The sequence below is a fragment of the Desulfosarcina cetonica JCM 12296 genome (assembly GCF_001311845.1).
In the GTDB taxonomy this organism is placed as follows: Bacteria; Desulfobacterota; Desulfobacteria; order Desulfobacterales; family Desulfosarcinaceae; genus Desulfosarcina; species Desulfosarcina cetonica.
In genome coordinates, this window is the sequence record NZ_BBCC01000002.1 from 41,042 (window position 1) to 64,194 (window position 23,153).

Consider the following 23,153-nt stretch of genomic DNA (forward strand, 5'->3'; position numbering starts at 1 on the left):
TCTATGGGATCGAAGGTCAATTCAAATAATGTCGAGGACCAAACTTACGACAATCAGCGAGCCGGCAAAGTCGCCCCGTGCCTAACCCGCCTGCATCATATGGCGCCGATAGACCTTTTCCAATTCGACAATCTCGATGGAAAACGTTTTTAAATGCAAGGCCATCTCAGTCGCCGCGCGTGACGCATCGCCACTCTTGACAGCCTCGATAACGGCATGATGCTCCCCGGGACCATGCAGAATGTCGAGGTCCGGGACAACAGTCATGACAATTTCCGCCGTAATCTTGAGCATCGAACGCACGATGGCCTCGAAAAAGAGATTGCCGCAAATATGGGCCAGCACCTTGTGTACGTTGGTCAGACGAGCGATCTGGTCAGGGGCCGACTTGAAGGCGACATGTTCATTGGCTTCGGCCTCGTCGAGACGCTTGAGATGCGTGGCGTTGAAGTTGAGTGCCGCCAGCCGCGCCACCTCGGGTTCGATAAAAAGGCGTACCTGGGAGACCTCGGTCATGGACAGCGTGTTGGTCTGGAAGAGATCGAGAAAGGCGTTGCCACATGACTGAGGGTCAGGTCGGTGACATACGCACCGCCCCCATGACCTTGGCGGATGGCGAGAAAACCGCTGAGTTCAAGCATGCGAATGGCCTCACGGATGACCCCTCGGCTAACCTGGAATTCGGCGGTCAGCTCGCGCTCGGACGGCAGCTTGCTGCCGGGCTTGAATTTTCCCGATAAAATAGCCGCTTTGAGTTGTAAGAAAACGTCTTCGGACGCTCTAGACGTTTTGATGGGAGTGAAATAGCCCATGGATACTCCTACTTTTGGAATTGTCGCCGGAGCTGAAAGCCCCCTTCGGCAAAGCCGGCAATTCGAATGTCCAATCGATGGATGGATATACCATGTATGAGAAATTATTGTTATTCTTTTAACATCATCATTTGTTGAAATGATAAAATTCGATAAATTTTATTCATATTTTATTGTTGACATCAAATGTTAGACCATATAATGATCGACCAAGTCAAGGGTGAACTCAGCATACCATCGGCAACAAATGTCTATTCCGTCAAAGTTGCGGGGGTTCTCTACGCATTCCCGGAAGTAAAGGTGTGACCGTAAAGTCTGACGTTGGTTTCGATCGTCACCACGATTTTTCATCTCAGCAACCGGACCGGCGGCTTGTCTTGGGACACGCCCGGGCCATAACGAAAGGAGTTCTACATGAAGTTCAGATTGATGGTTGTCGTGACCGTATTGGCGTTTTGCCTGGGAATCGCACCGGTTCACGCCGGCCCGGTGGAATTCAAGTTTGCCCACTTCATCAACCCCATCGAGCCCGGACCGGAATCAGGACTTTGGATTGAAAAGGATATCAGCGAGAAAATCCCCGACAAGGTCAAGGCCAAGTTCTTCCACTCCGGTCAGATGGGTAGCGCCATCGAAATCATCAAAAAAGTGCGCATGGGGGTTTTGCAAGGCGCTTACCTCACCGGCAACTACGCCCCCGAGTTGAACCCCAAGTTCGGCATCGGCACCTTGGCCTATTGCATGGACTCCTACGAAAAATGGGAAGCCCTTTTAGCCAATGAGGCGCTACGCAACGAGCTCTTCACCAGTCTTCAGGATAAGGGTTTGCTGGTTCTGGATCTTTGCTACTTCGGCCGCTACGGCATCGCCAGCACCAAGCCGTTCAAGAGCCTCGAGGAACTCAAAACCATGAAAATGCGCACCACCCAGGCACGCTACCCCCTGGCCTTCTGGAACGCCCTGGGCATGAACCCCCTGCCCATGGCCTGGGCGGACGTCTTCCCCGGCCTCAAACAAGGCGTGATCGACGGCACCGACCAGACCGAGAACGTCGCCCGCATGCGCTTGGCCGATGTCTGTAAATACTTCACCCACACCCGTCACATGGTGGGCCTGTTCTTCTTCCTGGTCAACGACAAGTGGTGGAACAAGCTTGAACCGGAAACCCGCGATGCCCTGCACGCGATCATCGCTGAAAACATGATCAAGGCCCGTGATGCCAGCAAGCAGCTGACCATCGAAGCCGATCCGGCCCTGAGGGAAAAAGGCGTAACCGTCTCCGATCTGGCTCCCGAGGAGATGGAGAAATTCAAGACCGCCGAAATGGCCGTCTGGAACCAGTTTGAAGGCGAAATCGGCAAGGATTGGATGGATAAAATCAAGGCGCTCACCGCAACGGTGAAATAGCACAGCTACCATCGAAAAAAGGGGTGCCTGCAGCAGGGCTGCGGGCACCCCCGTCACTGATCCCCACACGTTCACCCGCAAACGACAACGGTTGAATCGTGTCCGTCCCCAACGGCTTTATCGTTGAAAAGTAGCCCAAACGGCCACGTCCCGCCTCAAAATCAAAGCCGAAAATGCTTTCCCCCCGGCGATTCCGAATGTCGGCGCCGGAACACACCCCACAACAAGTGTATTCAAAAATTATTTCGTTGTTAATTTAATTAGATAAATTGTATTCAATATTTCTGTTGACATCAAACATCCGACCATATAATGTTTGACCAGCTAAAAAATCGTTTCCACAATGAAACGAAAGGCAGCGCACCGGCAAACCGTGCAAACGACAGTCTGTCCGCGATACGGGACCGATTGGCCGCCAACACTCCATAACAAAACAATATTATTGAAAATTAGTATACACCTTACCAGCAGCGGGCACCATTGCCGGACGGAATACAGGGATCTGTGTTTGGCACACATAAAAATTGGATTCATTTATTTTTTATACATTTTTTATTTACATATTAATTATTAATTTATTATATTACCGCTAAGGAGTAACGCCATGGCCATGAAGGATGTGTTACGGTTATCAGCCGCGAAAGTGCCAAACAAACCCGCGTTGATCTTGGATGAAAAGTCCCTCACTTACGCACAACTCAATCAGCGGGTGAATCAGTTGGCCCATGCAATGCTCAAAATGGATCTCAAACGCGGCGATCGCGCTGCCGTTCTGGTCCATAATTGCATCGAGTATTTCGAGATCTATATGGCGCTCTGCAAAATCGGCGGGGTCATGGTGCCGATCAACAACTTGCTGCGAATGAACGAACTGCAGCGTGATTTATCATACATCGCACCGCGATTTATCTTCTTTGCCGAAGAGTTCAGCAAGAAAGTGGACACGCTCAAGGAAGACATCGGTTCCCTGGAAGAATCGATTTGCATCGGCCAGGCATCGCTGCCCAATCATCATCAATACGAGGCCCTCTTCGAGGGACAAAGCGATGCCGAACCCGATGTTGCCATCGACGACAACGACCTGATGAGTATTTTTCTCACCTCCGGCACCACCGGCAAACCCAAAGGCGCCATGCGGACCCATCGTCACAACTATCTCAATGCGCTCTCCGGGGCCATCGAAATGAGCCTGCAGCCGGACGACCGCGTTCTGCTTCTCTTTCCGTTCTACCATGTCACCCTTGAAGACCGCCTATGTCATCTTCTCAGAGGCAACACGATCGTCCTGCGCCGCGAGGGCAACTTCGATCCTCAGGATGTGCTATCGCTTTTATCCCGGCATCGCATCACCATCTGCCAGTTTGTTCCCACCATGGTCAATACGCTGCTTCAGGGCGATCACATCGAGCAACACGATTTAAGCGCCCTGCGTCTGGCGCTTTATGCTGCCTCGCCCATGCCGGTCAACCTGCTCAAGCAGGCGCTGAAGCGAATGGATTGCGGATTCATGCAATTTTTCGGTCAAACCGAAACCGGTCCCATGACGACCGTCTTGCGGCCTGCCGATCATCTGGATGACAGTGATATCGGTGTTGAGCGTCTGGCCTCGTGTGGACGCCCGGCAGCCCTTTTCGAAGCCCAGATCGTCGATGAATTCGACCAACCGGTTCCTGCCGGGCAGGTCGGAGAATTGACCGTTCGCGGAGAGCCGTTGACCATCGGCTATTGGCAGCTTCCGGAAGAGACGGAAAAATTGATGAAGGGGGGCTGGCTGCATACCGGCGACTATGCCCGCCGGGATGAGGACGGGTTCATCTATATCGTCGACCGCAAAAACGACATGATCATCAGCGGCGGGAAAAATATCTACCCGCGTGAAGTCGAAGAAGTTCTTTACAGCCATCCGGCCGTGCTGGAGGCGACGGTGATCGGCGTTCCCGACGACCACTGGGGGGAGGCCGTGAAAGCCATCGTGGCGCTCAAGCCCGAAGAAACAGCCACCGCGGAAGACTTGATCGCTTACTGCAAGGAAAATATGGCCAGCTACAAAAAACCCAAAACGATCGAGTTCATGGCCGATCTTCCCAAAAGCCCCACCGGCAAGATACTCAAACGCGTATTACGCGATGAGTTTTGGAAAGACCGGGATCGCATGGTTTGATCGGCATTCGTCCCTCATCCGATTGACCATCGGCAAGGCGTGGCTGGATGAAAACTGGATAACGATCGAGGCCCTCACCGCAGCGGTGAGTAAATAAAACGTTTTAAGCCCAAAACCCCGCCCGTCAGACGTCTGGTCCCGGGCGGGGCACCTTGAAAGGGAAGATTTTATGAAGGCCGTCATCGCCGTCATCGATCGCCTGGAACGTTGGGGCATTCTGGTCAGTTTTGCCGTCTGCCTGGTGGCCCTGACCATCAGCATCACCACCCGCTATGTCTTCCAACGGCCCCTCACCTGGCCCGACGAACTGACCACCTACCTGTTCATGTTCATGACCTTTCTGGGGGCCAGCGCCTCCATCCAGAACGACCTGGAACTTAAAGTCGATGCCGTTTACATGGCCTTTCCCAGCCTTCGCTTCATCCTGGACCTGTTTCTCAACCTGGTCCGTCTGGCGGCGGCAATCACCTTCGTCTACACCGGTATCAAATTCATGCAGATCGAAATTGAAATGGAAACCGTCACCCCCATCCTGCAGATCCCGACCAGCATCGTCGCCGGCATGCTGCCCTTTTTCGGAATCCTCTTGGGCATCCGGTCTATCGAATGTCTGCGCCAGCTGATCTTTGAACGCGGGAAGAAAGGACGTTAGGCCATGGAATCGATCATTATGCTCGCCATCCTGTTCGGGTTACTCCTGCTGCGGATTCCGATCTACATCTGTCTTTACTTTACCGGCGTTTTGGGACTGTTGATCTTCACTGACATGGAGTTCATCTTCGTGGCCCAAACCGTGCTGCAAAAAATCGACAACTTCTCACTGATCTGCATTCCATTCTTCATCTTCATGGGATCGGTCATGGTTCGCGGACAGTCGGCAACCCGTCTGGTCGAGTTCGCCTGGAAGTTCGTTTCCTGGCTGCCCGGTGGGCTGGGCATCACCTCGGTCATCTCCTCGGGTGTTTTCGGCGCCATCAGCGGTTCGGCCATCTCCACCGTGGTCACCATCGGCGGCGTCATCTTCCCCCACATGGACAAGTACAAGTATCCCAAAGCCTTTTCCGTGGGCTTGGTCACCGCCGCTTCCATCCTGGGCATCATCATTCCGCCCAGCATCATCATGATCATCTGCGCGCTCACCGCCGGGGAGTCCGTGGTCCGTCTCTTTGCCGCCGGTTACCTGCCCGGGGGCCTGATCATGCTGATGCTTTCCCTTTACGCCTGGTGGGAATCCCACCGCAAGGGCCTGGGCCGGGAAGCGCTTGAACGCTTCGACTTCAAGGGCCTTCTCATTGCCGGCAAAAACGCCTTTTTCGCCGTCCTGATCATCGCCGTGCTCTTCGGCGGCATCTATTCGGGCGCCTTCACCGTCACCGAGGCGTCGGTGGTTGCCTGCGTGCTGGTCCTGATTGTGGAGATGGCCATCTACCGGGCGGTCAACCTTGTCGATCTCAAGGAACTGTTGATCTCCACGGGCGTGGTCAGCGGTGCCTGGTGATCACCGTATCCGGCGCCGGCGTCATCTCCGAATATATCATCCTGCAGCAAATCCCCCAGAAACTGCTTGAACTGGCCATGATTCACATCCCCAACCCATCGTTGTTCCTGGTCTTCACCTGCATCGTGCTCCTGATCGTGGGCACGTTCATGGACCAGATTGGCGCAATCATGATCCTGGTGCCGATCATGATGCCGATCGCCCGGCACATGGGCATCGACCCGATTCACTACTGCCTGCTTTTCAGTGTCGGGCTCGGTATCGGCTATATCACCCCGCCCCTGGGCCTGCTGCTTTACACGGCCCAGGCGGTCACCCGGGTCAGTTTCGTCCAGATCACCCGGGCGATCACCCCGGCACTACTCATTTACATCGTGGCCCTTTTCGTATTGGCCTTTGTCCCCTGGCTGACCACGTTCCTCCCCGATCTGATTTTGGGACCCCGGTAGCCGGTATCGATAGCAGACCATTTCATTCAGCAAAGAGGATCGATTCATGTTGGAAGCTATTTTAGTTGGCGAGACTAAAACGCGGGGCGCGGCCCGGTTCTTCGCCATGAGTTTTATCGGAATATTTTCATTTTTCGTTACGTTTGAGCTCAGTGGAAAAGACACATTCCTGGTCAACCATGTCGTTGGATGGGTTCGCGTCGGTCTTGCGCCCGTAATGAAATATATCATCTTCATCAATGCCATCATCAGCATTCTGGATTTATACATCAGAAGAGCACGCTTCTTTAGAAATGGCGCGAACATCTTCATGTCCACGGCAAAAATGGTCGGATTCGTTCTATTGACGATGGTTGTTTTCAACGTTGGTCCCGGCTTTTTGTTGGCCGATGGCGTTGGCCCCACGGTATTATTCAAAATTTTGATTCCCATTACGATTACCGTTGTCATCGCGGCGCTATTTCTGCCGTTTTTGCTGGACTACGGCTTGATCGATTTCTTCGGTGTGCTGGCCCGTCCGATCATGCGGCCTGTTTTCAAAGCCCCCGGGATTTCCGCCGTCATCGCCGTATCGGCCTTTTTGGGCAACTTCTCCATCGGCCACATCGCCGTCGACATGCTGCAAAGAAACGGCCGGTTGACACTCCGCGAATCGGTATTGATCGGCACTGGGTTTTGCACGGTTTCGGTGGGATTTCTAATGCTGTTGTCTTCTTCATTCGGACTGGGGGAGCACTGGAATTTCTACTTCTGGACGGCTTTTCTGATCACGATCTTGGTCACCATCGTCCAGGCCAGAATCTGGCCCACATCGGCAAAACCCGATGAATGCATGGAAGGCTGTACACCGAACCTGGAAAAGGAATTCAAGGCCGATCTGTTTAAAAACGCCTATCATGAAGGCGTGACGGTGGCCCAGAACCAGAAGTCCTTGATCTCTCGTGAAACAATCATTTTAAAAGAGACACTGCTGATTGTCGCGGCGTTTGCCACAGGGGTTAACTTCTTTGCTGTCGCCGGTATTCTGATCAATCAATACACACCGTTGATTCAATACTTCGCCTACATGTTCCACCCCCTTTTAATGCTGATCCAGATTCCCGCAGCAGATATCCTGGTCGCCTCCCAAGCCTGCGCGATTTCCTTTCTGGACGTCACCTTGCCGATGATCGTGGCCGCACAAGGGGGAGAAATGGCGATGGCCACGAGATATGTGATGGCGGTGGTGCCGGTATCGGCAATCATTTTCCTGAGCGGATTTATCCCCTGCATCATGTCAACCAGCATTCGCGTCTCCCTGCTTGAAATGATTGTCATCTGGTTCGAAAGAATCATCCTCACCATCCTCATCGCAGGAATATTTGCACTGCTCTACTTTTAAGACCAAGGCACAAGAAAAAGAATCCGGGGGCACCGCGTGGGTGCCCCCGGAATGATTTTACCGGCGCCCTTATCCAAGCGCCTGAATAAAAAAACCGGCGACCTGCTCCAACCACCGCATCCCCTGGCCGGTCAGCCGAACACGACCCTGTTCGGTCCGGACCCATCCCCGCTCCCGCAAGAAGACCAGTGTGTTCCCGAAATGATCAAAGAAATCGAAACCGAACCGCTGCCGGAAACAAACCGTGTCGATGCCATCGGTCTGGCGCAGGCCAAGATAGATCGCCTCGATGAGCTGCTGCTCACGGGTCAGGATTTCCGTCTCCGCCACCGGCAAATGACCGGCACGCAGATCGGCCAGGTAGGCGGACAGGTCGCGATGGTTCCACCAGCGCCGGTTGTCCCGATAGCTGTGAGCGGCCGGTCCGAAGCCCAGGTAAGGCGCAAAATTCCAGTATTTCCGATTGTGGCGCGAACGCCGGTCGATCCGGTTGCCGGGTGAACGGCGGGCAAAATTGGAGATTTCGTACTGAGGGTAACCATGTGCGTTGAGCCAGTCGATGGTCAAGACAAACAGGTCGCCAACCTGGGCCTCATCCGGTGCGCTGACCAGGCCTTGATTCACCTTTTGCATGAGCGGTGTGTGCGCTTCCAAGGTGAGGGTGTAGCAGGAAAGGTGCTCGGCGCCTAAAGCGACAACCGCTTCCAACTCCGTCCGCCAGGCAGGCCAGGCCTGGCCCGGCAACCCGTAGATCAGGTCCAGACCGATATTGTCGAAACCGGCCGCCCGCGCCCCGTGGAAGGTCGTCCGGGCCTGGACGGCGGTGTGGATGCGGCCCAAAAAGCGCAAGCTGGAATCGTTGATGGATTGCAGTCCGATGTTGAGACGATTGACGCCAACCCGGCGGTAGCCGTGCAGCGATTCTGAATCGACCGTGCCGGGGTTGACCTCCAGGGTAATTTCGGCGTCGGCGGCAATGATGAAACGCTCACGGAGAGTATCCAGCACCCGCTCGATCTGCCCGGGTGAGAGAAGCGATGGGGTGCCCCCGCCGAAATAGACCGTATCGGCGGAAGCCATCGCGCCGTGGCGATGCGCGATTTCGCTTAAAAGGGCATCTATATAAGCGGGAATCCGCCGCGGATCGGTAACAGAGTAGAAATCGCAATAGGGACATTTGGCCTGGCAGAACGGCACATGGATGTAAATCCCGGCGGCCGCGGCTTCAATGCCAGGGATGGCGGGCGCCGGATTTGGGCGTTCATTTGGCATGGACCCTGGGTGTCGCCGACCCGCCCGCCGGGTCATTTGGATGCATTTTGCCCCAATTCCAGCCCCAGATCCAAGGCCTGGCGGTTCATCTCCAGAAACCCCCTGGGAATGCGGGTCTCCAAAACCTTCATGATCGCCTCGGGCCGTACCAGGTCGGTCAGCCCGACCACCGCCCCCAGCATGCAGATGTTGAACACGATCGGCTTGCCGATCTTCTCCATCACCGTCTGGTACATGGGCAGCTCCCGCTGGATCGCGTCCACCTTCACCTGCAGCGATACGAAACGCGGATCGGTGACCAACAGCCCGCCGGGCCGGATAATGGCGTAGAACGTGTTGTAGGCCTCCTGGGTCAGGCACACCAGCACGTTGGGCTGGATCACCTTGGGAAAGTTGATCGGCGTGTCGGCGATGATCACATCCGAGCGTGTCGCTCCCCCTCTGGCTGCCGCGCCGTAAGCCTGGGTCTGCACCGCCTCCAGCCCCTCGTACAGCACTGCCGCCTCGGAGAGAATGATCGCCGCCGTGATCACGCCCTGACCGCCAGAGCCCGAAAATACCATCCTGCATCGTTCCATCTACTCTCCTCCCATGGCCTTTTCGATGATCCGGTCGTATTCGCTGCAGTATTCGGGCTTGTCCACCTGCACGAAAATTCCCCGCTCGATCAACGCGGGATTCTCCTGTTTGGCTTTGGAGCCGATGGGCGTGGTCATCTCCTTCATGCGCGCCATCATCTCCACGGCCCCGCCCTGTTTGTTCTTGCGGCCGAAGTAAGTCGGGCACTGGCTCATGATCTCCACCACGGAGAACCCCTCGTGCAGAATCGCCTCGCGGATCAGCTCGGCCATCTGCTGCACGTGGTAGGTCGTCGTGCGGGCCACGAAGGTCGCCCCGGCCGACTTGGCCAGTTCCACGATGTCGAACCCCTGGTCGATGTTCGTATAGGGCGCCGTGGTGGCCATCATCCCCGGACCGGTCAGGGGCGAGTACTGCCCGCCGGTCATGCCGTAGATGCGGTTGTTCATCACGATCGCCGTGATATCGATGTTGCGCCGGGCCGCGTGATGAAGTGGTTGCCCCCGATGGAGAGCGCGTCCCCGTCACCCATGGGCACGACCACGTTCAGCTCCGGTTTGCTCAGCTTGACGCCCGTGGCAAAGGCCAGCGCCCGACCATGGATCGTGTGCAGGGTATGAAAATCCATATACCCCGAAATCCGCGACGAGCAGCCGATCCCCGAGACCATCACGATCTCGTTGCGACTGATGCCCAGCTGCTCCACCGCCCGGATCATCCCGTTGAGCACGATCCCGTGACCGCAGCCGGGGCACCACATGTGCGGAAAAAACCGCTGGCGGATATAGTCCTTGACGGCCATGCTACACCCCCTTGCCCTTGATCAGGCGCAGTATGCTCTTGATGTCCGTGGGGGTGATAAACGCCCCGTCGATACGATTGGCCAGAAACACCCGCTCCGGATGGCGCAGCGCGTGCTTGACCATCTGGCAGACCTGGCCCATGTTCATCTCCACCACCACCGTGTAGTGGGCCGTGTTGCAATACTGGCGCACCACGTCGGCCGGAAACGGCCACAGGGTCTGCAGCTCCAACAGGCCGATCTTGTGGCCCCGGGAACGCAGCCCCTCCACCACGTGCAGGGACGATCGTGCCGACGAACCGTAGCTCACCAACACCGTTTCGGCGTCTTCCAGCTGGAAGGTCTTGTAGCGCGCCATTTCGTTGGCGTTGTTCTCGATTTTATCCACCAAATGGCGCAGCAGACCGTGCACGATCTGGGGATTGTCCGAGGGGAACCCCCACATATCGTGCACCAGCCCGGTAACGTTGTAGCGGTGCACCCCGCCGAAATCGCTCATGGGCAGCCGGCCGTCCTCGCGGGCAGATAGGGATGGTAGTCCACCCCCTCGCGCACCGCCGTGCGCAGCCGCTCCACCAACGGGATTTCCCCCGCCTCGGGAATCTCCAGGCGCTCACGCATGTGGCCCACCACTTCGTCGAAAAGCAGCACCACCGGCGTGCGGTAGGTTTCGGCGATGTTGAAGGCCTCCACGGTCATGGCAAACACGTCTTGGTGATTCGAGGCCGTCAGGGCCACGATGCTGTGATCCCCGTGAGTGCCCCAGCGGGCCTGCATCACGTCTCCCTGGCTCACATGGGTCGGCACCCCCGTGGAGGGACCGCCGCGCTGAACGTTGACGATCACGCAGGGAATCTCGGCCATCACCGCATACCCCAGGGCCTCCTGCTTCAAGGAGAACCCCGGACCCGAGGTGGCCGTGAGGACCTTCTTGCCGGTCAGGGACGCCCCGATGATGGCGCACATGCTGGCGATCTCGTCTTCCATCTGGATGAACTTGCCCCCCCGCTGGGGTAGCCGCGCCGACAAATGCTCGGCGATCTCCGTGGATGGCGTGATCGGATAGCCGGCGAAAAACTCCAGCCCCGCGTAAAGCGCCCCTTCCACGCAGGCCTCGTTGCCTTGGATGAATTTGATCTGTCTGCTCATTGGTCTTCGTCCTTCGCCTTGCGTCCCTCGTCCGTCGTCCCCGCTTCCACCTCCACCTCGATGGCCAGGTCCGGACAGCGCAGCTCGCACAACCGGCAGGCAATGCAGTCTTCAAGGCGCACCGCCACCGCCTTCTCCTGGGCGTCCAGTTCCAGCACCTTTTTCGGACAGAAGGCCACGCAAATCCCGCAGCCCTTGCACCAATCGCGATTGATGCGGTGGGCTTTCATTTTTTTCTTTGGCATGTCGTGTCTCTAACGTTGGAGGCACGGATAAAAGGGGGTTCCCGTTTTTCCGCAGCCTCTAATTTTGACGGATTCGTAAAAAACCCGATATCGGCGTTACGCTTCATCCTTCGTCATTGCGGAGTACGCTAAGTACGCCTCATTCCTCAGGATTCGCAAGCCTTGATCTCGGGCTTTTTACGAATCCGTCGGAAATGCGACTTTTTACGAGTGCATCAATTTTGATTCCGGCTACAGCCGGCGGCCGTCCCTATAAATAGAGCCCGTCATAGAAGCTGATCCGGCACTTGTCAATCAAAAGCCGGGTTGTCCATACACTTTTTCCCATGGACGTCGGCGGCGACCCTTTTACAGGGCCGCCCACCTCATAAGGCGATATTGTACTTTGAAATTCCATAACGCAACCGCCCCCTGGACAGCCCCAGCATTTTTGCGGCCCGAAGCTGGTTTCCCTTGGTAATTTTAAGCGCTTTTTCAATTACTCCCTTGGTGATTTCATCCATGGAAATACCGTCATCGGACAAATTGATGGTAAAAACGGTTTCGGAGTTTGTATTATAATCATCAAGCATGAGCATTTCAGGGGTAATCGTCGTCTTATCCGCCAAAAGAACGACCCGTTCCATGATATTCTTGATTTCCCGGACGTTTCCGCGCCACTCGCGATTGATCAAAACATCCAGGGCCGCCTGGGAAATCCGATTTACCTTTTTATTGAATTTCGTGCTGAAGATCTCCATGAAATACTTCACGAGGGGGATAATGTCGCGCCTTCGCATTTTCATTGACGGGACGCGAATCGTGATGACGTTCAGACGGAAAAACAGATCTTCGCGAAAATTTCCTTTCTTGACTTCCTCGGAGAGGTCCCGGTTGGTGGAGGCGACCACCCGGGCGTCGCTGATTTCCTGGGTCGTGCCGCCGACTTTGAAGTAGGTTTTGTTTTCCAGCACGCGCATCAGCTTGACTTGGGCCTGCATGTTGATTTCACCGATTTCGTCAAGCAGCAGGGTGCCGCCATTGGCCAACTCGAAAAAGCCGAGCTTTTTTTGATCCGCGCCGGTAAACGCGCCTTTTTCATGGCCGAACAGCTCGGACTCGATGAGGTCTTTTGGAATGGCCGCGCAGTTGATTTTTAGAAACGGTCCGTCACGCCTAGGGCTGTTGTAGTGGATCGTGTGGGCGATCACCTCTTTGCCGGTGCCGGTTTCCCCTTGAATCAAAACAGGTGTATCGGGACTTTTGGAGACATTTTTGGCCATGTCGAGAACACGGCGGATTTCCTCACTTTCGGCGATGATATTGCTGCACGGCGGGTTGGTCGCCTGGTTGCGGAGTTTCAGATGGCTGACTTCCCGGGTAAGCTTGATGTGTTCATTGGCCCGCATCAGACTTAAAAGGATCTCATCATTTTTATAAGGCTTTTGAAGGTAATCGAAAGCGCCCATCTTGACGGCGTTAACAACCGTCTTGATCGTACCAAAGGCGCTGAAAAAGATAATGACGATCTCAGGCGTTATCTCCAAAATCGTTTTCATTATCTCCAGCCCGCTCATATCGGGCAGTCGGTAATCCAAAAAAGCGATATCATAATGGTGCTTCTTGATTTTATTGAGGGCATCCTTGCCGCAATTGCTGATCGTGGCCTCATATCCATTTTTTTCGATAAGCCGTTTCAGGGAGCTTAGGATAAACTGATCGTCGTCGATGATTAACACGCTGTGTTTCATGTTGAATTCTGATTATTGGATTTTGTTTTGAAGGTGATGCATATTTGTGTGCCTTCATCCTCCGTGCTGTCAACCACCAGGGATGCGTCATGATCCCTGAGGATCCGATAGGAAGAATAGAGCCCCAGCCCTGATCCGGTTTCTTTTGTCGTGAAAAAGGGATCAAAAATCTGCCCCATATTTTCAGGCGCTATTCCGCATCCGGTGTCTTTGATGCGGATTTTTACACACGCGTGGTCCTTGTCTTTGGTTTCCTTCATTTTTGTCACCCGGGTACTCACCGAAAGCATGCCGCCGTTCTTCATGCTCTCCATGCTGTTGATGAACATGTTCAGCAACACCTGATTGATCAGGTTGCCGTCGATGTATACGGGGGGCAGATGTTTGGCCAGACTGAGTCTAAGTTGAATGCCCGATCTTTTCAGCTTGTTTTTCAAAAGTTGCAGGGCGCTTTGGACGATCATATTGATGTCTTCTTCACCAAACACGGGATTCCCGGGATTCGCAATATGAAGCATCTTCTGTACGGTTTCCTCCACCATGGAGGCACCGCGCATGATCTCCTTGGCAATCATGCGGTACTCTTTGCTGATACTTTTCTCTTCAAACAAAAACTGCGCGTTGGAACTGATCCCCGTAATCGGGTTTCTAATTTCATGGGTCAATTCCGCGGCAAATTTGCCCAATGCGGATAACCGCTCAAAACTCTGGAGCTTTTGCTCAAACTGCACCTTTTTGGTGATATCCCGCACGACAGCGACACCGTAGACGATATCGCTCTCCCCCGCTTTCACGAAGGAATATTTGCTCTGAACGATTTTTTGTTTGCCGTTTCTCGTCAGGGTGATGATTCTCGGTAAAAATATTTTTTTGCTTCAAAAGGGGATCGAACATGGGACACCGGCTGGAATCGCACAGGCACTGGCCGTTGGGAAGACAGCTTTTATAGAGCTTCTTGCAGGATTCGCCGATCGCTCTTCCCTTATCCCAACCGGTAAACTGCTGGGCGGCATCGTTGATGTCCATCACCTTTCGGTCGGGCCCAACGATGATGATACCGTCGTCGGAATCCTCGAAGATGGAATGCAGGCTGCCCTCATTATTGGTCAGCCGATTGAAATAATAGGTGTTATCGATTGCCAGGGCGAGATGATACAAAATTAAAGCGAGTGTTTCTTTATCGCTTGTGGAAATGGTGGGCAATCTTGTGAAGAAGCTGATGTACCCGCTTGCGTATTTGGATTGAATCGGCAAGATCACCTGGTTCTTGGCCCGCAGGGACTTCAGTTTGGCTCTTGCCGCTTTATCCGGCACTTCATCGACGGCAAAAATCTTAATTTGATTTCGGCTTAAAAAGGCCTTGTCAGGCTGGATGCCCTGAAGGGCCGAATCGTCATTTTCCTTTTTGTATACTTCCGTTTGCTCCTTGTTTCCGTATAAAATGAATTTGTGGTGGATCCCATTGAATTGTCCAAGGACGTTGATCAGGATTTCCTCCAAAAATTCCTTTAGATTCAGATGCCGCTTGTTGATGTAGACCGATCTCAACCTTGAGAGTAAATACGCCTGTTCACTGATCTTTTGAATGATGTTCCTTGGTGATGACCGTAAATCCCGGCCCTCCAGATAGTACCTCGCGATTTCACGGTCATCAATGCTCTCGCACATCGGCAGCATGTTCAGCGGGGTGAAGACGACCTTAACGCTGGATACGTGCGTGTTGATGACGATATCGATCACCTTGTCCTTTGGGTCAAGTTCATTGAGCAGGCTGTGCAATTTGAAATACTGAAACGCCACGTCAATGTAATTGGCCCTAGTATAGGACATGATGATCTGGTTGAAATACTGTTCGATATCCCCAAATTTCCTGATCTCAACGGTTTTATTGAATTTCCTGATTTCGCTGCACCAGTATTCGGCAATATAGGCATCATCCACAAAATAGGCTGCATGCTGTTTTACCATCATCGTATGGACCTGGAACGAGGTACGCCGACGGTTACCCGCAAACGGCATTTAGTCATGCTAATAATATTTATATCATAATTTTTTAGAACTACCTGAACGATAATTATCACCTCATCCCGCTTTGATCAAACCTGAGATTTTTTTTGCATGCCCTTCACACTGATCCCGGTGATCTTTTCCTGGCTGAAATCAAACAAGAGGGCCTTTTTCAGGCCGTTTGTCAAGACCACCTGGTTGGTATCCGTCACCCTCCCGATAACGCGGGCGTCCACGTTCACCCGCATAAACGTATCGATCAGGGCAGGCGCCGCCTTTTCATCGGCGGACAGAACAAACCCGTAGCTCTGAAAGCAGACGATCCATTTTTCGAAATCGATGCCGTCCGGTACGGGTATTTTCTGAAGATCGATCTCCGCTCCCGTGCCCGAGTTTTCCATCATGATCGCCATGGTGCCGATCAGCCCGCCGTTACTGATGTCCTTGCAGGTCTCCGCGAGACCCTGCTCGGCGATTTCAGGCAAGACCGCCATTCGTTTTTGGATCTGATCCGGGCGCTTGCCGGAATTGGCGTCCCAACTCATGACGCTTTTGCATCCGGCCCGGCCATCCAAGTCGATGGCCGCGATGATTTGCTGTCCGGCCTTGGCGGTATGGCTGCGCATGACCTTCTTGGCGAATCCCAAGGTGGCCACGGACAACGCCGGCGTGGGGCTGTCGGGATGCAGATGCCCGCCGACCATGGGTACGCGGAGCTTTTCGCAGCCGTTTTTCAGGCCTCTGATCATTTCCCTGCGCATGGCTTCATCCCGGCAGGCCAGAACGTTCACCATGGCCATGGGGCGGCCTCCCATGGAATAGATGTCATTGGCGCAGACCATGATGGATGCCTTGGCGGCGGCGTATGGCTCGTTCTCCAACAGGGTCGCCATCATGCCGTCCGCGGCCAACAGCAAAAACCCGTCGGAAAAGGGAATCACGGCGGAATCGTCCCCGAAGTTGGGCAACTGGATTCCGGTTGCATCGAGCAGGAGCTGCTCGAATACATCCTGAATCGGGGCCTTACGGGTGATGCCGGGGTATTGTTTCAGGATCGTTTTGATCTTTTCCGGATCATGTTCTTTGTGCATGGTGGTTTCCGTTTCTCATGGGTTGCAAACCGGGAAGCGGCAAGGGACCGGTCAGGGACGGATCGGGCCGCCGCACCCGTGCCTGGGTTTTGTTCGTGGCCTCACCGGTTGACAGGTCCGCCTCCATCCAGATGTGTCGTTTACCGTGATAGATCAATATCTCGCCAAACGGCCGCCACCCGATCCGCTTGAAGAAGTTGATGTTCTCCTCCTGAATCATGGCCGTGAAGCTGCTGCACTTTTTTTCCTTCACCAGGCGCATGGCGCCCTTGACCAAAAGGTAGCCAACCCGGGTTCCCCGATATTTTTTTCTCACCGCGAGCCTGCCGCCGACCCACGCATGATCGCTGGTGGGAAAGACGCGCACGACACCGGTGATTTCTCCGTTCATGAGTGCAATCAGGTACAGGGACCTGAAATCGTCGCCGTCCCGGTCCGTATCGGCGAATAGGTTTTGTTCCACGACAAAGACTTCCCTGCGAATTTCAAAAACCTTCCTGATTTCGTCATCCGAACCTGCCGGTCTGATGGTGATCTTGCTCATTTTTCGTATCCATTCATTGGGTTGAAGTGGCCAATGGTTTGTAAAGCATCGCACGGTAAGCGTTTACAGGGTGCCGTAGATGCGAGGCTTCGGGCACGCAGACGTATTTGTCATACTTCAAGTGCCCGGTAACAAAGCAGATGCGGTACCCTGTGAACGCTTACCATTTTTCAAACTCCGCCAGCGCCGAACAGGCGCCGCAACGCACGCATCCCGCCCGGCTTTGGCGGGAAGACATGCCATTTTGTTGATTGATGTCACTCACCTTTTCATAGAGGAAAAGCATCGCATCCGGATCGGGCGGCGTTTTGTCCGCCATTGCGGTTCCGGGGATCGGCCGGAAGGGAACCAGAAAAGGATACACCCCCGCCTGCCCCAGAAACCTTGCCGCATCAACGATGGATTCCATGCGCTCCCCCAGGCCCGCGATCAGAAAAGTGCTCACCTGGTTGGGGCCGAACAGTTGCACGGCCTTTCTCCATGCGCTTTCATACCGTTTCAGGCCAAAGGCCGCCTTGGCGGGCGCGATCCTGGCAAGAATATCCATGTCAAAGCTTTCAATGTGCAGCCCGATGGTATCAAGCCCCGCGTCTTTGAACTCTTCTAGTTCCGCAGCGTCCTCGGGCGGCTCTATCTGCACGTGAACGGGAATGTTCACCTGTTTCTTGATCTGCCTCACGCAATCGGCGATGTACGCAATGCCGCGCCGGGACGGATTCACCGCACCGTTGGTCAGCACAAGATGCTTGATCTTGTTGGTTTCCCGGGCTTTCTTTGCGGTTTCGGCAAGCTGGCGGGGCGTTTTGAGAGCCAGGGTGGCGCCCGCCTGCAAGGACAGCTCAATCCCGCAAAATTTGCATCGGTTCTTGCTGTTCCAATAGACGCATTTTTGAATCACCGTGCTTGCCAGGCAGTCCTTGCCGTGCAGCAGGGCGATTTTTTCATCCGGATGTCGTCGCTCGTGCGGCAATCGTAAAATCCCGCCGCCGGCACAGGGCTGACGGCCGTGACCGCCTTTCCGTTTTTGAAAAGGGTTGGCCGGCCGCCCCGCTCCCGGATGGCGTAGGGCGAACGGTTGACATAGGCGGCGCTGCAGGGCACGTTCACGGCAACCCCCCCGATCAAGATGCAAGTTCCTTCGGCCGGCCCGGCGCCGCCTTTGCGGTTGTCGTTGCCGGGGTTCAGGCGCGCGCCCAGGCATTGCAACGCGTTGATGATCTGTCCGTTGTGCATGGTCACATCGCAATCGATACGAGGATGATGGTTTTGCCGATGGCGTTGGTAATCACGTTTTCGGCCACTGCCCCCAGCTTTGTGATCGGGAGCTTGACCTGTCTGCGTTTTGCGATCACGATGGAACCGTACTGATGGTTGTAAGCCTCTCGCAAAATGCAGGCGGCCACGTCCAGATCCCGGACGACGATTTTCTCCTTGATGCTGCTGCCGGAAAAACCGTTTTCCTTCAATATCTCCCTGGCGGAGGTGAACACGTCCTGGCAGCTGAAAATATCTTCCTCCTTCATCCCCTTGGCCTTGAAATGGTCGTCAAGGATTTTATCGATATTGATCTTGTCTTCGCTTGACAGTTCGATCTCCTCGGCACCGATATCCAGGTCGCTTGACCGGATGCAATGGAACAGGGTCAACTGCATGCCCGCGTTGGGGTTCATGGCTTTGCCCACATAAGTCGCGAGTTTTTTCGAATGCTCCAGATCGTCCAGACATACAAGAATCTTGCTTGGCATACGCGGTTCCTCCGTTTGTTGCGCGTCCATCCTTGAAAGCCATCCGGATGGACATGGGTTGTGTTTTGCATGTGGCTATCCCGGCGCTTTGGCCAAAAAGCGAAGTACTTCTTTTCTGATCCGATTACACGCCGGACTCGTCCGATCCCTGGGTCTGGGACACGGCACGTCAAAGATCCGTGCAATGGACGACGGCCGTTTGGAAAGCGCGATAATTCTGTCGCTCAAAAACACGGCTTCATCCACGTTATGGGTCACGAAGACGATGATTTCCTTTCTTTCGAGCCATATCTTGAGCAAGAATTCCTGCAGGTGGTTTCGGGTTTGGCTGTCCAGGGAACCAAAGGTTCGTCCATCAGGACGACCGCCGGTTCGCCGATCAGGGTTCGCGCAATGGCGACCCGCTGGCGCATGCCGCCGGACAACGCGCCGGGGTACTTGTTTTCAGCCCCCTTTAAACCGAACTTCTCCAGATAGGCCATGGCGGTGCGTTTGCGTTCGGCCTTGTCGACGCCCCGGATTTCCAGCGGGAATTCGATATTTTTACGGGCCGTACGCCAGGAAAAGAGCGCGTACTCCTGAAACACCAGCCCGATTTTTCCCTTGCGGTCAATCAGGTTCTCCCCGTTCAACAACACCTGGCCGTCCGACGCCTTTTCAAGGCCCGCAATGATCCGCAAAAGGGTTGTCTTGCCACAACCGCTTTTGCCGATAATGGAAACGAATTGGCCGTCCTCGATGTGGCAATCGATATGTTGCAACACCTCGGTGCGGTCAGCACCGCTATCGCCTGTATAGGTTTTACTCAAGCCGACCAGAGAAAGACTCATTTCGCTTACCTGTCCACCGGTTGCCACTGCATGAGTTTTTTTCGATGCGGTGAAAACCGCTGTCGATGACCAGCCCCATGAAACCGATCACCAGCATTCCCGCGATAATCTCATCCGGCCGTTGAATGTCCCGGGCCGTCATGATCATGTATCCCAGGCCGTATCCGGACTTGATGCCCGCAAACTCCGCGGCCACCAGGGTCATCCAGCCGATGCCGATGCCGATGCGGATGCCGACCAAAATCAGGGGCAAGGCCCCGGGAATCAGCACCTTGAGAAAAATATCCTTTTCCCCGGCGTTTAGGGTTTGTGCCGCCTCGATATAGATCGGGTCAATGGCGCGAACTCCTGAAATCGTGTTCATGAGGCTGGGAAAAAAAAATCCCTAAAAAGATGATGAACGCCGCGGATTTGAGGCCGATGCCGAACCACAGGATCGAAATGGGAATCCAGGCCAGGGGGGGAATGGGCCTCAGGATTTCGAGCAAGGGCCAGACCATTTTTTGCAACCGCCGGGACCAGCCCAATACCAGGCCCAGGGGGACGGCCAGAACGACTGCGGCAACAAATCCCGTGAACACGCGACACAAGCTCCAGGCCACATGGTTGTGCAGCAGGCGGCCGGGCGGCATGCCGATCACCGCCAGATCCCGCAGCCCCTTTGCGATGTCAATGGGCGGCGGCAGCTTGTAGACCGGCAGCCCCCCCCAAACGGAGAGTCCCTGCCATACTACGAGAATGCCAATCAGGGGAATAAGGTAAACCATGTCAGTCGGTTTTCTCCTCTGTCAGCACATCCGCAAGGATTGTCGTATCGATGAAGTCCTTGACAAAGGCCTTGGCATCGGGCACCCGGATGTATCCGATCTTGTTTAAAAACGCGACATATTCGATTTCTCCGTCAATACTCGGAACAACCGTGTAGGTAATGTTTTTCATCGCCAGGGCCACGGTTTCCCGGTCCATCCCCGAGTACTTCACCCCAATATCGATGGCCTGCTCCGGGTGTTGCCCGATGAAATGGGTTGCCCTGACGTGCGCCCGGACGATTTTGACCGCATCCTCGGGGCATTTTTCCAAAAAGCGGCGATGGGCCGCCAGCACGCAACACGGATGATCCGGCCAGATATCGTGGGAGCTGGCCAGGATTTTACCGGCCTTGAGGGTGACCGCCTTGGAGACAAAGGACTCCCACACAATAAAGCCGTCGATCTGCCCGGTTCTGAGCGCGCCGATCATCTCCGGCGGTTTGACAACGATCGTTTTCAGGTCCGTTTCGGTGAGATTGTATTTTGTCCGCTCCTTTTGCAGCAGAAAGTCCTGCACCGTGGAATGGCCGGGTATCGCGATGGTCTTTCCCCGCATATCCGCGAGGTTATTGGCGTCAAGAAGGCGGTTAACGACAATCGCCGACCCTTCGGTGTTGACCTGGGCCAACACCCTGACGGCTGTCTTGTTGTTGGCGACCGCCGTGGTGGCCGGCGCCTCGCCCACGTACCCCACGTCCAGATCCCCGGCGGCAAAGGCGATCATCTCCTCCGGCCCGGCCTTGAAGATCCCGCCGACGCGAACGTCCAGCCCCTGGTCGTTGAAGTACCCCTTTTCCAATGCCGTCCAGCAGGCCAACTGGTGCAGATCGCCCTGCAAATAGCCGATGCGGATAGGTTGCGCCGCCAGCCCAGGAAAACAGAAGCCGGCCCAGACGAAAAACACGATGATTGCGATCAGACTCCTTTTCTTCATGACAGTGACTCCCTCCTGGTTTGCCGATTCGACGGATTCGTAAAGCGCCCGAGATCAAGCTTGCGAATCCGTAAGGAATGAGGCGTACTTGGCGTACGCCGCAGTGACGACGGATACGCTTAAACGCCGATATCGGGCGCTTTACGAATCCGTCATCAATGACAGGTGACGACTTCGTAATACCGGTTGACCGCCATTCCGGCGAACAGCACCGCGCCCGGGCAGGGAACCACGTATTTGCGACTGAACTCGGCCCCGATGATGTTGAAAAACTCCAGGCAAGCGGAACAGATGTAGTTGGTCTTGGCAATGGAGTAAGGCACAATGGCATCGTTTTCAGTGATAAAATACTCCGGCTCGATGAAGTTGGCGTGGTTCAGACAGTGCACGGTGAAAAGGTCCTTGTAGGTGGTACCCATAATGCCCATGATCTTGAGCCATCGGTCCTGCGCTTCATTTGGCTCGTCATCCACCGCCTCCCACGCCGCGGGCTTGCGTTGGTGGTAGCGCGGTTTGTGGTCCAGGCTGGATCGGTCGAGCCGTCGGGGTTTGGGCAGGGTTTTGGGCCGAAACGCGCTCTGGGTGATGATCGTGTTCGGCGTCAGGCCATACTCACCCAGGTGCCGCGCGCTGATGACCAGATACTTCCCGGCATGCTCGGAGGCGCCGTACCAGGAAAGCTGCCGTCGGCACAGGTCATAGCGCTGCCAGGCATCGGGCGCCACGTATCCGACCTCCACGTGTTTGGAAAGCGGGAGACAAACCGCCTTTTGCGCATTTGCCGTCTTGATGTTCTTTTCCTCGAGCGCCTTGATGAGGGTATTGACTTCTGCCTTTGTCGCCCAATAGGTGTATTTCTGGTAATTCATGGTGTCCCGCCTATATTTAGCCCCATGGACAGCGCAATCAGCTCGGTAATATCCGTCATTTTAACCGGCGATTGAATCGCGTTGATCCCGATCTGAAGCCCCTGGTAGCAAAAGGGACAGCAGGAGACCAGGCGCTCGGCCCCTTTTTCCTGGGCGTCTTCCACCCGTTTTTGGGCCATCAGGTTCTGGATGTCGGAGAAGCCGGCCTTCAACCCGCCGCCCGCACCGCAACAGCGGGAGAACTCCCGGATGCGGTCCATTTCACGAAATTCCAGGCCGGGGATGGCCTCCAGGACCTTTCGGGGTGCGTCGTAGACGTTGCTGTGGCGACCCAGATGACAGGGATCGTGATAGGTCGCCGTAGCCGGCACCGCGTTTTTCAGGATCAGCTTTTTCTCATCGATCAAACGGCTCATCAGTTCCACCGTATGCAACACCTCCATGTTGAGTTTTCCGACCCTCACGTAATCTTCCTTGATGGTCTTGAAACAACCGGCGCAGGAGGTGACGAGCATCTTCACGTTCAATGAATTGAACATCTTGATGTTGTCTGCGGCCAGGCGCTCGAATTCATGGTCGCCGATTCTCAAGAGAACGCTGCCGCAGCATTTTTCAATTTTTCCCAGGATGCCGAACTTCAGACCCAGGGCGTTGAAGATATTGATGGTATTGATGCCGACTTCCTTGACGTTGATGTCATAGGAGGCGGTGCAGCCCACAAAGTAGAGAATGTCGACCGCCCCGGGCGCTTCGAGCGTCTTGCTTTGCTTGTTGGATGTTAACGTTTTCTTTGCCGCCGGCGTGCCGCCGGTATTGTCTTGATGTTGAAGCATGGTCTT

General features: G+C 54.9%; 26 protein-coding genes and 2 pseudogenes. 7 read left to right on the top strand and 21 right to left on the bottom strand.

Going from position 1 to position 23,153, the window contains the following annotated elements; genetic code table 11:
• Window positions 1-81: 81 nt before the first annotated feature.
• Both JCM12296_RS00795 and JCM12296_RS35620 read right to left on the bottom strand, forming a co-directional pair.
• Entirely contained in the window at window positions 82-516 is a 435-nt protein-coding gene (locus tag JCM12296_RS00795; protein WP_054688870.1) for a FadR/GntR family transcriptional regulator, read from the bottom strand.
• The gene (locus tag JCM12296_RS35620) at window positions 513-812 is read right to left on the bottom strand and encodes a FadR/GntR family transcriptional regulator (RefSeq protein WP_083455673.1); all 300 of its coding nucleotides are present in this window, start codon (window positions 810-812) and stop codon (window positions 513-515) included. Before JCM12296_RS35620 ends, JCM12296_RS00795 begins: the two co-directional genes overlap by 4 nt.
• 414 nt (window positions 813-1,226) lie before the next feature.
• On the opposite strand from JCM12296_RS35620, the gene JCM12296_RS00805 reads away from it, so the two are divergent.
• The 6 genes from JCM12296_RS00805 (at window position 1,227) to JCM12296_RS00830 (ending at window position 7,708) form a co-directional block, all read left to right on the top strand.
• Window positions 1,227-2,219, top strand: coding sequence for a TRAP transporter substrate-binding protein (locus JCM12296_RS00805; protein ID WP_054688874.1), 993 nt, complete (start codon window positions 1,227-1,229; stop codon window positions 2,217-2,219).
• A gap of 604 nt (window positions 2,220-2,823) precedes the next feature.
• Entirely contained in the window at window positions 2,824-4,380 is a 1,557-nt protein-coding gene (locus JCM12296_RS00810; RefSeq protein WP_054688875.1) for a long-chain-fatty-acid--CoA ligase, read from the top strand.
• Window positions 4,381-4,549: 169 nt separating this feature from the next.
• Window positions 4,550-5,032, top strand: coding sequence for a TRAP transporter small permease (locus tag JCM12296_RS00815; protein WP_054688878.1), 483 nt, complete (start codon window positions 4,550-4,552; stop codon window positions 5,030-5,032).
• Window positions 5,033-5,035: 3 nt separating this feature from the next.
• On the top strand, window positions 5,036-5,878 hold the full coding sequence (locus JCM12296_RS46865; RefSeq protein ID WP_054688880.1) for a TRAP transporter large permease subunit: 843 nt from the start codon (window positions 5,036-5,038) through the stop codon (window positions 5,876-5,878).
• The gene (locus JCM12296_RS46870; RefSeq protein WP_054688881.1) at window positions 5,875-6,327 is read left to right on the top strand and encodes a TRAP transporter large permease subunit; all 453 of its coding nucleotides are present in this window, start codon (window positions 5,875-5,877) and stop codon (window positions 6,325-6,327) included. The genes JCM12296_RS46865 and JCM12296_RS46870 overlap by 4 nt, the downstream gene beginning before the upstream one ends.
• A 217-nt stretch (window positions 6,328-6,544) precedes the next feature.
• A complete protein-coding gene (locus JCM12296_RS00830) occupies window positions 6,545-7,708 on the top strand; it encodes a YjiH family protein (RefSeq protein ID WP_157067272.1) in 1,164 nt (387 codons plus the stop codon).
• Between the two features lie 69 nt (window positions 7,709-7,777).
• Here the strand turns inward: JCM12296_RS00830 and hemW are convergent, their stop codons facing one another.
• The 8 genes and pseudogenes from hemW to JCM12296_RS39555 all read right to left on the bottom strand — a co-directional run bounded on the left by hemW (window position 7,778) and on the right by JCM12296_RS39555 (window position 14,985).
• The gene (gene hemW, locus JCM12296_RS00835; RefSeq protein ID WP_054688886.1) at window positions 7,778-8,980 is read right to left on the bottom strand and encodes a radical SAM family heme chaperone HemW; all 1,203 of its coding nucleotides are present in this window, start codon (window positions 8,978-8,980) and stop codon (window positions 7,778-7,780) included.
• Between the two features lie 32 nt (window positions 8,981-9,012).
• Window positions 9,013-9,558, bottom strand: a complete 546-nt coding sequence (locus JCM12296_RS00840) for a 2-oxoacid:acceptor oxidoreductase family protein (RefSeq protein ID WP_054688887.1) — start codon at window positions 9,556-9,558, stop codon at window positions 9,013-9,015.
• Window positions 9,559-10,361: pseudogene (locus JCM12296_RS00845) on the bottom strand (2-oxoacid:ferredoxin oxidoreductase subunit beta).
• A gap of 1 nt (window position 10,362) precedes the next feature.
• Window positions 10,363-11,510, bottom strand: a pseudogene (locus JCM12296_RS00850) (2-oxoacid:acceptor oxidoreductase subunit alpha).
• Complete coding sequence (locus JCM12296_RS00855) at window positions 11,507-11,755, bottom strand: 4Fe-4S dicluster domain-containing protein (RefSeq protein WP_054688889.1); 249 nt, start codon at window positions 11,753-11,755, stop codon at window positions 11,507-11,509. Before JCM12296_RS00855 ends, JCM12296_RS00850 begins: the two are co-directional and overlap by 4 nt.
• 365 nt (window positions 11,756-12,120) lie before the next feature.
• Window positions 12,121-13,473, bottom strand: a complete 1,353-nt coding sequence (locus tag JCM12296_RS00860; protein ID WP_054688891.1) for a sigma-54-dependent transcriptional regulator — start codon at window positions 13,471-13,473, stop codon at window positions 12,121-12,123.
• A gap of 8 nt (window positions 13,474-13,481) precedes the next feature.
• On the bottom strand, window positions 13,482-14,279 hold the full coding sequence (locus JCM12296_RS00865) for a two-component system sensor histidine kinase NtrB (RefSeq protein WP_083455677.1): 798 nt from the start codon (window positions 14,277-14,279) through the stop codon (window positions 13,482-13,484).
• Window positions 14,206-14,985: a PAS domain S-box protein gene (locus JCM12296_RS39555; protein ID WP_172683707.1), complete on the bottom strand. Its 780-nt coding sequence runs from the start codon at window positions 14,983-14,985 to the stop codon at window positions 14,206-14,208. Before JCM12296_RS39555 ends, JCM12296_RS00865 begins: the two co-directional genes overlap by 74 nt.
• Before the next feature lie 213 nt (window positions 14,986-15,198).
• On the opposite strand from JCM12296_RS39555, the gene JCM12296_RS39560 reads away from it, so the two are divergent.
• Window positions 15,199-15,534, top strand: coding sequence for a hypothetical protein (locus JCM12296_RS39560; protein WP_172683708.1), 336 nt, complete (start codon window positions 15,199-15,201; stop codon window positions 15,532-15,534).
• Between the two features lie 47 nt (window positions 15,535-15,581).
• Here JCM12296_RS39560 and JCM12296_RS00875 read toward each other — a convergent pair whose 3' ends face one another.
• The 11 genes from JCM12296_RS00875 to JCM12296_RS00920 all read right to left on the bottom strand — a co-directional run bounded on the left by JCM12296_RS00875 (window position 15,582) and on the right by JCM12296_RS00920 (window position 23,147).
• A complete protein-coding gene (locus JCM12296_RS00875; RefSeq protein ID WP_054688897.1) occupies window positions 15,582-16,583 on the bottom strand; it encodes an AIR synthase related protein in 1,002 nt (333 codons plus the stop codon).
• The gene (locus JCM12296_RS00880) at window positions 16,567-17,127 is read right to left on the bottom strand and encodes an MSMEG_0567/Sll0786 family nitrogen starvation N-acetyltransferase (protein ID WP_054688898.1); all 561 of its coding nucleotides are present in this window, start codon (window positions 17,125-17,127) and stop codon (window positions 16,567-16,569) included. Before JCM12296_RS00880 ends, JCM12296_RS00875 begins: the two co-directional genes overlap by 17 nt.
• 160 nt (window positions 17,128-17,287) lie before the next feature.
• Window positions 17,288-18,097, bottom strand: coding sequence for an MSMEG_0568 family radical SAM protein (locus JCM12296_RS00885; protein WP_172683709.1), 810 nt, complete (start codon window positions 18,095-18,097; stop codon window positions 17,288-17,290).
• Window positions 18,022-18,360, bottom strand: a complete 339-nt coding sequence (locus tag JCM12296_RS39565; RefSeq protein WP_054688902.1) for a hypothetical protein — start codon at window positions 18,358-18,360, stop codon at window positions 18,022-18,024. The genes JCM12296_RS00885 and JCM12296_RS39565 overlap by 76 nt, the downstream gene beginning before the upstream one ends.
• 2 nt (window positions 18,361-18,362) lie before the next feature.
• Window positions 18,363-18,872, bottom strand: coding sequence for a universal stress protein (locus JCM12296_RS00895; RefSeq protein WP_054688904.1), 510 nt, complete (start codon window positions 18,870-18,872; stop codon window positions 18,363-18,365).
• A gap of 254 nt (window positions 18,873-19,126) precedes the next feature.
• Window positions 19,127-19,702: an ABC transporter ATP-binding protein gene (locus tag JCM12296_RS00900; RefSeq protein WP_218187910.1), complete on the bottom strand. Its 576-nt coding sequence runs from the start codon at window positions 19,700-19,702 to the stop codon at window positions 19,127-19,129.
• The gene (locus JCM12296_RS41120; protein WP_218187911.1) at window positions 19,674-20,066 is read right to left on the bottom strand and encodes an ABC transporter permease; all 393 of its coding nucleotides are present in this window, start codon (window positions 20,064-20,066) and stop codon (window positions 19,674-19,676) included. Before JCM12296_RS41120 ends, JCM12296_RS00900 begins: the two co-directional genes overlap by 29 nt.
• Complete coding sequence (locus JCM12296_RS41125; RefSeq protein WP_218187912.1) at window positions 20,035-20,469, bottom strand: ABC transporter permease; 435 nt, start codon at window positions 20,467-20,469, stop codon at window positions 20,035-20,037. The genes JCM12296_RS41120 and JCM12296_RS41125 overlap by 32 nt, the downstream gene beginning before the upstream one ends.
• 1 nt (window position 20,470) lies before the next feature.
• The gene (locus JCM12296_RS00910) at window positions 20,471-21,445 is read right to left on the bottom strand and encodes an ABC transporter substrate-binding protein (protein WP_054688906.1); all 975 of its coding nucleotides are present in this window, start codon (window positions 21,443-21,445) and stop codon (window positions 20,471-20,473) included.
• Between the two features lie 155 nt (window positions 21,446-21,600).
• Window positions 21,601-22,314, bottom strand: coding sequence for a hypothetical protein (locus tag JCM12296_RS00915; RefSeq protein ID WP_054688908.1), 714 nt, complete (start codon window positions 22,312-22,314; stop codon window positions 21,601-21,603).
• Window positions 22,311-23,147, bottom strand: coding sequence for a (Fe-S)-binding protein (locus tag JCM12296_RS00920; protein WP_172683710.1), 837 nt, complete (start codon window positions 23,145-23,147; stop codon window positions 22,311-22,313). The genes JCM12296_RS00915 and JCM12296_RS00920 overlap by 4 nt, the downstream gene beginning before the upstream one ends.
• Window positions 23,148-23,153: the final 6 nt, after the last annotated feature.